Below are 6789 nucleotides of genomic sequence, written 5' to 3'. Positions count from 1 at the left end.
ACCCCCACGCCCCCCGCCCACCCCCCTGGTGGGGGGTGGGCCCCCCCCGGGCCGGCGGCCCCCCCCGCTTCCACGTCCGGCTGACATCCGGAGCTACGACGCAGATGCGGGCGTCGGCCAGGTTCCCGGCCGCTTGCCTCAGGGTGGTTGCTACCGGTGTCGTTACCAGGCACCGGGCATGAACGGGCGGGCGCATGTACTCCAGGTGCAAGCCAACGTCTTGCCGGACATGATGTGCTGTGACCTGGGCGCGAGCGGTTTGGCGGATACGTGACCGAGCGGCAGATGAATCATGACCGCCTGCCCTTGACGGGTGTTCCGGCAGGGCATTCACGTGGTCGTCTTTGGGGTCTGAGATGACATTGGCGGTCTAAATGATCTACCGGGTGACGCGGTCCGCACACGCGAGCAATCGACGAGCGACCAACCATGATCAACAACGAGCCCAGAGGTGGGCGAGCATCGAGAAACCCCACGTCGAACGCGGTATGGGAGAGTAGGGCGGGTGGGACTTGAACCCACGACCCACGGATTATGAGTCCGATGCTCTGACCGGCTGAGCTACCGCCCCTGGATGGAGTTGTACGGCGGCGCCAGCAGCACCGCCTGGGACATCATTCCATGCCCCGCAGCCTAGATGGAGTCCAAGGCGATCACATTCGTGGCTTTCTCGGCGCTCGGCAGAGGTAGTTTCGGACTTATGGCGGTCAAGCTGATCTATGAGACGCATGCCATCACCGTGGACAACGAGACAGGGATCGCCACGGGCTGGCTGCCGGGGGAGTTGTCTGCGCGGGGGCGGGAGCTGGCGGTGGAGCTGGGGGTTCGGCGGGCGGGCGTCGATGTGGTGTACAGCTCTGACCTGCGGCGGGCCGTACAGACTGCGGAGGTTGCCTTTGGGGGTGGGCGGGAGATTTTGCGGGATGCTCGGTTGCGGGAATGTGACTACGGGATCTACAACGGGCGGCCGGTGGATGAGCTGGCGCGGCTCAGGCGGCGGCACATCGACGTGCCCTGGCCGGGTGGGCAGAGTTATCGGCAGGTCGTCGCGGAGACGGCCGCTTTTCTGGAAGAGGTGATGGAGCGCTGGCAGGGGCGGACGGTGCTGGTCATCGCGCATTCGGCCAATCGGTGGGCGTTGCAGAACCTGCTGCACGGGGTGCCGCTGGAGGAACTGGTGGATGCGCCGTTCGACTGGCGGCCGGGGTGGGAGTACTCGCTCGCCTGAGCCTTACGACCTGCGCTTATCGTGGCGCGGGCGAGCGAGTACTCGTATGGGGGACTATGGGCGGTTGAGGCCCATGGTGTACGCGCCGGAGCCGCTGTAGGCGTGGACGCGGTAGCGGTAGTAGCCGGCGGTGCCGTTGTAGCTCACGCTCTCATCGGGGTTGGCGCTGTCGCCGCGGGCCACGATGGACCAGGACGATCCACTCCACTTCTCCAGGTACAGGTCGAAGTCGACGCCGTCGGGGCCGTCCAGGCAGCCGGCGTGGGTGCCGGAGACCGTGGACTGGTAGTAGGTGCCGTTCGGCTGGATCTGGTTCTGGTTCGAGGTGAGGGAGCCGGTGTACTTCTCCCGGTAGTTGGCGCAGCCGGTGGGCGGGTTCGGGTCGCCGCCTGCCGTGACCAGGGTCAGGCCGCCTACCGACAGCAGTTCGGCCAGGGGCTGGAAGTACGTGGTGCCGCCGCTGCTGCAGTTGCCGGAGCCGCCGGAGGTCATGCCCTGGGCCTGGTCGCCGGAGATGAAGGCGCCGCCGGAGTCGCCGCCCTCGGCGCAGACGTTGGTGCGGGTCAGCTGGTAGACGGTGCCCTCGGGGTAGTTGACGGTGGAGTTGAGTGCCTGGACGGTGCCGCAGTGCCATTGCGTGGTGGAGCCGGAGCGGCACACCGAGCCGCCGGGTTGCGTGACGGCGGAGCCGCGTACCGGGAGGATTCCGGCGCTGTAGCCGTTGACGACGCCGGGGGCGGTCCACTGGGAGTTCGTCTCCACCCACGCGTAGTCGTCGCTGGGGAAGGACGAGATGCGGAAGACGCCCTGGTCGACCCGGTTGTAGCCCTGGGTGGCGTCACCGACGTCGCCGCAGTGGCCGGCGGTGGTGAAGCCGAGGGTGGTGCCGCGGCGGGCGGCGAAGCCGACGGAGCAGCGGTAGCCCTTCGACGGGATGTAGTAGGCGTCGCCGCCGCGGATGTCGTAGAACGGCTTGGGCCGTTCGGCCGAGAGTTCTACGCGTACGGCGGCCGCGTCCACGCCGCTGGCGGTGATCCAGTCGCGGGCCTCCTGCTCGGAGGCGGCCTGGACCAGGACCGAGTTGTCGCGTGGCGACACTGCCCACGCGTGGACGGAGGCCGGTGGCCTGGCTCGGTCGAGGCCGTCCTTGACCGCGGTGAGCTGGGCCAGCGTCCTCGGAACCACCTTGACCTGGGCTCCGGCCGAGGTGATGGTCCTGGAGTCGGCCGCGTCGACGGTGGCCACGACGAGCGCGGCCTGCGGCCCCTCGTGCCAGGCGCCGGCGTAGCGCTCACCGAGCCGTTTCTGTAAGGACGGCATGGTACGGCTCGCGCGCGCCTCGCCGGCCAGGCGGTCGAGAGCCTGTTCCCTGGTGATGCCGAGGTCGCGCTGGAGGGCGCTGATCATGCCGTCGGACGGGGGTTTGGCGACGGCGGGCGTGGTCGTGACGACCAGGGCCCCGATCGCGATCGCGACCAGAGCCGGGGTGCGACGAAGCATGGTGTCTCCTCGCTGCTGGGGGTGCCGTCACGGTAGACGGGGCCCCAGGGAGCGAGGAGTATCAGCTTGCTCATATCACCGGGTTATGGCGCGGTACCGAAACCCGGATTTCTCACCAGCCAATCCTGGTAGACGGGGCTGCGCCGTACCGCGTCGGCGTGGGCGGCCTTGGCCTGGGCGAGGACCCACGCGGGGTCGGGGGCGGTGGGATGGCGGCCGAGGAGTTGCCGCCAGCGCAGGGGCGCGCCGGTCAGCGGCACCTTCACCAGGCCCGCGGCGGGCTGGTGGGTGGCCTGGCAGAGCACGACGGCGCGGCCGACCTGGGCGAGGTGCGCGCAGGTCGAGACGTCGGTCTCGTAGATGGTGCCGGGGGTGAAGCCGGCGCGGGCGCACGCCATGGCGAAGCAGTCGGCGAAGCAGCCGTCGCCGGGCGTGACCGACCACTGCTCGTCGGCCAGGTCGCCCAGTTCGAGCTCCTTCTCCTCCGACAGCCGGTGGCCGGCGCCGAGCAGGACGAAGACGGGATCGACGCTGATCGTCTCCCATTCGAGCGAACCGGTGGGCGCGCCGCTGTCACCGCAGGCGCCGATCAGCACGTAGTCGAGGCGGCCGAGGTCGGCCATGGTGGTCAGTTCGTGTTCCGACCAGGAGGTGTGGGTGGTGACGGGGCGCTCGGCGGCGAGGCGGTCGACGAGCCCGCCGAGGACGGGGCCGTTGGTGGCGCCGATGCGGTAGCGCACGGAGGGGGTGCTGGCGAATCGCAGGGCTTCATCCTGAAGTTCTTTGGCGGCGGGGAGCAGGACGCGGGCGCGTTCGAGTACCAGTTCGCCGAGGAGTGTTGGCCTGGCGCCGCGCCTGTCACGTTCGAACAGGGAGCCTCCGAGCACCCTTTCGATCCGTTTGAGCTGGGCGGTTAACGCGGGCTGCGCCAGGCCGAGCAGGTTCGCGGCCTTGCTCACACTGCCCGCGTCGGCGACGGCGCGGACGATTCTGAGGTGCCTGAGCTCGAGGTCCATAACGGGAAGGTAAGACGGCCTTTCTTGGGTCGCAATGGGGATAAGTCAGGAAATATGACAGATATTGTTGAGGCCTCCTAGGTTAGCCGGTTAAGCACGACTATACGGGGAGGATTTGCACATATGTGGGCATGACGTGCGGACCCGGTCCGACGTCGGCATTCATGTCCGCGTCACTTGCCATCGCCCCCGAAACTGGCGGCCACACCGCCGCTGACCAGAGCGGTGGTCTAGATGAGTCAGGGCCGCTGAAGAGCGCGCAGGACGGCCGCCTGCTCGGCGGTGACCCCCGCCGCCCGCTGGGCCGCCGCCTCCCGCGGCCCGAGCCCGGCGGCGCACCAGGCCGCCACCTCCTCCAGGGGCACCGCGCCCCACCAGCCGGCCAGCACCTCCATGGGCGGTCGTCCCATACGTGCGGCTTCGGGCGCGGTGAACCCCATCGCCCGGAACACCTCCGCCTGCGCGGGCGGGATCCGGCGCTCGGCCCAGTCGCGGGCCGCGCCGCCGTCCCACCCGGCGTCGGTGTAGGCGCGCGCCACGTCCACCGGGACTCCCGCCCGGAGCAGGGTACGCAACGCCGCCGCCTGCCCGGGTTCGAGATCGCTCAGCCGTATCCCCGGAAACAGCCGGGCCATCAGCGGCACCCGGTGCGGGGGTTCGCCGGCCAGGTGGCGGGCGGCGGCCTCCCGGGGCTTCACCCCGTGCTCGTGCCAGCGCACCGCGTCCCCGGGCGTCAGCCCGCCGCGCTGCCAGGAGATGACGCTGGAAGGGGTGGCGCCGGTGGTACGCCAGAGCCGCGCGTCGTCCGGATCCTCCACCCCGGCCTCCCGCCAGGCCGCCGCCTCCACCTCCGCGAACCCGGCCCGCCGCCATCGGCGCGTCTCGCCCTGCGTGAACCCCTTCCAGGCGCTCACGACTCCACCCGCACGACGTGCGCCCACGCGGGGACCTCGACCGGATCGGGAGGGGTGATCAGGCAGATGACGACCGGGTGGCGGGGGCGGGAGACGGGCCAGGGGGTGTCTCCGTCGGTCAGGACGACGGTCAGGCCGGGGCGGAGGGCGCCGGCCGCCTTCAGGCCTTCGCGCAGGTCGGTGCCGCCACCGCCGGTCAGGGTGACCTCGCTCGCCCGCCGTACCCGCTGAGGGGGGTGGGCGGCGGCGTCGCAGCAGATCACGTCCACCTGCGCGCCCGCCCGCAGCACGCCGTCCACCTCGGCCAGCACCCGGCGCAGTGCCTCCTCCCGGACGCTGCCGGAGGTGTCCACCACGACGGCCACGCGCGGGACGGGCTGGACCAGGGACGGCAGCACCACGGACGGGACGGATCGGCGTGACGGGCGGGCGTAGCTGTAGTCGACGCGGCCGGTGGCTCGGGCGAGGCCGTGGCGGACGAGGGTGGCCAGGAGGGCGCGCCAGTCCACTGCCGGGCGGAGCACCTGCTCTGCCCATCGCCGCCAGCCGCCGGGCGCCGTGCCGCGGTGGGCGTCGATGTCGGCGGCGACCGCGCGTACCAGCAGGGAGCGTTCGACGTCGGTCATGACGGCGGGGCCGGTGTACGGCGGCGCCGAGCACGCGACCAGCTCGGGCGGGACGTCGATCAGGTCGACCAGCTCCAGGTACCGCTCGGCGAGCAGTCCGGCGGGCAGGCCCAGGGTGTCGGGGGAGACGGCGGGAAAGGGCGGCGGCGGGAGGTCGTCGTTGACCTCGGCGTCGGAGGCCAGCGGCCAGGCCTCGCCGCGGGCACGGGCGGGATGGTCGCGCAGGAGGTGGCCCACGTGGTGGATCAGCCACCACCCGGCCTCCTCGGCGGGCAGGTCGCCGGAGAGGTGGACGTTCCAGTTGGGGTCCACGCTCAGGCCGGGCGGGCCGTCAGGGTGCTCGATGGGGCGCAGGGCGAACAGGGCGGAGGCCAGGTACGGCGCCCGGGTGACGGCCCACAGGCGGGCGGCGGCGATGCTCATGGCATCAGGCCGGCGGCGCGCAGGATCGGGGCCAGCTCCAGCATCGCGGGCGGGAGCGGGGTGCCTTCCGGGCGGCGGGCGGCCAGCGAGCGTGCGGCCCCCGCGGCCACGTCCGGGGTACGGCGGGCCACCCGGGCGACCAGGTTCCAGGCACGTTGCCAGGAGTCGCCGCCACCGTCGGCGCGCACGTGGGCGACGACCGAGCCGAGTACCGCGTGCAGCCGGTCCACCCGGTCGGGCAGGGGCGCCGCCGGGTCGGACAGCAGGGTCTCGGGGTCGGGAAGGTCGAGGTCGCGTACCCACGACAGCAGTTCGAACCCGGCCGCCTCGCCCACCGCGCCCACCACCAGCTCGGCCCGCACCCGTTCCGCCCACTCGCCCGGCCGGGAGGAGGTGCAGGCGAGGGCGGTCGCGGCCAGTTCCCACGTGCGGGGGCTGGGCCACGCCCGCCCGCTCTCCTCCGGCACCGCGAGCACCAGCGACGGCCGCACCCGCAGAAACGCCCCCACCAGCGCTCGGGCCGCACCCACTTCCGCCGCGGTGGGCGCCCCGGCCCCCGCGAGATCCGGTACGGCGAAGCCCCCCATGAACCCGTCGGCCACCGAGGCCGCACTGATCGACCAATCCAGATGAACCAGCCGGTTGGCCAAAGGAGCCGACAGATCCCACCCGTCGGCCGCCAGCGCCGGCGGATTGGCCGCGGCCACGATCCGCACCCCCTCTGGCAGCGCGAGATCCCCGACCACCCGTTCCAGTACGACCCGCAACATGGCCGCCTGTACGGCGGGCGGCGCCGTGGTCAGCTCGTCCAGGAACAGGATGCCGTGCCCGGCGGCGGCGAGCCGTTCGGCCCAGCGGGGCGGCGCGAACCAGGTGCCGCCCTCCCGTACGACGGGCAGCCCGGCGAAGTCGCTCGGCTCCCGGACCGACCCCACGACGACCTCGACGGGCAGCCCCAGCTGCTCGCCGAGGGCGAGCACCGACGAGGTCTTCCCGGTGCCGGGGGCGCCCCACAGGATCACGGGCAGGTTCGCGCTCACGGCCATGGCCAGCGCATGCATGCGGACTCCTCTCGCGTCAAC

Annotated in this window: 6 protein-coding genes and 1 tRNA gene; 1 reads left to right on the top strand and 6 read right to left on the bottom strand. The window is 71.9% G+C overall.

Features of this window, described 5'->3' with window-relative positions; translation table 11 throughout:
* Positions 1 to 497: 497 nt before the first annotated feature.
* Positions 498 to 571: transfer RNA gene (locus tag ACFWY5_RS11130), tRNA-Ile, on the bottom strand.
* 129 nt (positions 572 to 700) lie between these two features.
* On the opposite strand from ACFWY5_RS11130, the gene ACFWY5_RS11125 reads away from it, so the two are divergent.
* Positions 701 to 1228, top strand: a complete 528-nt coding sequence (locus ACFWY5_RS11125; RefSeq protein WP_379625672.1) for a histidine phosphatase family protein — start codon at positions 701 to 703, stop codon at positions 1226 to 1228.
* Positions 1229 to 1282: 54 nt separating this feature from the next.
* Here ACFWY5_RS11125 and ACFWY5_RS11120 read toward each other — a convergent pair whose 3' ends face one another.
* From ACFWY5_RS11120 to ACFWY5_RS11100, 5 genes are all read right to left on the bottom strand, one after another.
* A complete protein-coding gene (locus ACFWY5_RS11120; RefSeq protein WP_379625669.1) occupies positions 1283 to 2728 on the bottom strand; it encodes an alpha-lytic protease prodomain-containing protein in 1446 nt (481 codons plus the stop codon).
* Between the two features lie 83 nt (positions 2729 to 2811).
* Entirely contained in the window at positions 2812 to 3744 is a 933-nt protein-coding gene (locus tag ACFWY5_RS11115) for a LysR family transcriptional regulator (protein ID WP_379625667.1), read from the bottom strand.
* Positions 3745 to 3983: 239 nt separating this feature from the next.
* Entirely contained in the window at positions 3984 to 4658 is a 675-nt protein-coding gene (locus ACFWY5_RS11110; protein WP_379631415.1) for a hypothetical protein, read from the bottom strand.
* Positions 4655 to 5707 (bottom strand): VWA-like domain-containing protein, encoded by a 1053-nt coding sequence (locus ACFWY5_RS11105; protein WP_379631413.1) that lies wholly within the window; start codon positions 5705 to 5707, stop codon positions 4655 to 4657. The genes ACFWY5_RS11110 and ACFWY5_RS11105 overlap by 4 nt, the downstream gene beginning before the upstream one ends.
* Positions 5704 to 6768, bottom strand: coding sequence for an ATP-binding protein (locus ACFWY5_RS11100; protein ID WP_379631411.1), 1065 nt, complete (start codon positions 6766 to 6768; stop codon positions 5704 to 5706). Before ACFWY5_RS11100 ends, ACFWY5_RS11105 begins: the two co-directional genes overlap by 4 nt.
* Positions 6769 to 6789: the final 21 nt, after the last annotated feature.

The sequence above is a fragment of the Nonomuraea sp. NPDC059007 genome (assembly GCF_042740555.1).
GTDB lineage: Bacteria > Actinomycetota > Actinomycetes > Streptosporangiales > Streptosporangiaceae > Nonomuraea.
Note: the sequence above shows the minus strand (reverse complement) of the source record. Positions and strands in the feature narration are given on the sequence as shown.

Excerpts from the sequence above, each read along its gene's own strand:
- ACFWY5_RS11125 (WP_379625672.1), top strand. The coding sequence starts at position 701 with ATGGCGGTCAAGCTGATCTATGAGACGCATGCCATCACCGTGGACAAC.
- ACFWY5_RS11120 (WP_379625669.1), bottom strand. The coding sequence starts at position 2,728 with ATGCTTCGTCGCACCCCGGCTCTGGTCGCGATCGCGATCGGGGCCCTG.
- ACFWY5_RS11115 (WP_379625667.1), bottom strand. The coding sequence starts at position 3,744 with ATGGACCTCGAGCTCAGGCACCTCAGAATCGTCCGCGCCGTCGCCGAC.
- ACFWY5_RS11105 (WP_379631413.1), bottom strand. The coding sequence starts at position 5,707 with ATGAGCATCGCCGCCGCCCGCCTGTGGGCCGTCACCCGGGCGCCGTAC.
- ACFWY5_RS11100 (WP_379631411.1), bottom strand. The coding sequence starts at position 6,768 with ATGCATGCGCTGGCCATGGCCGTGAGCGCGAACCTGCCCGTGATCCTG.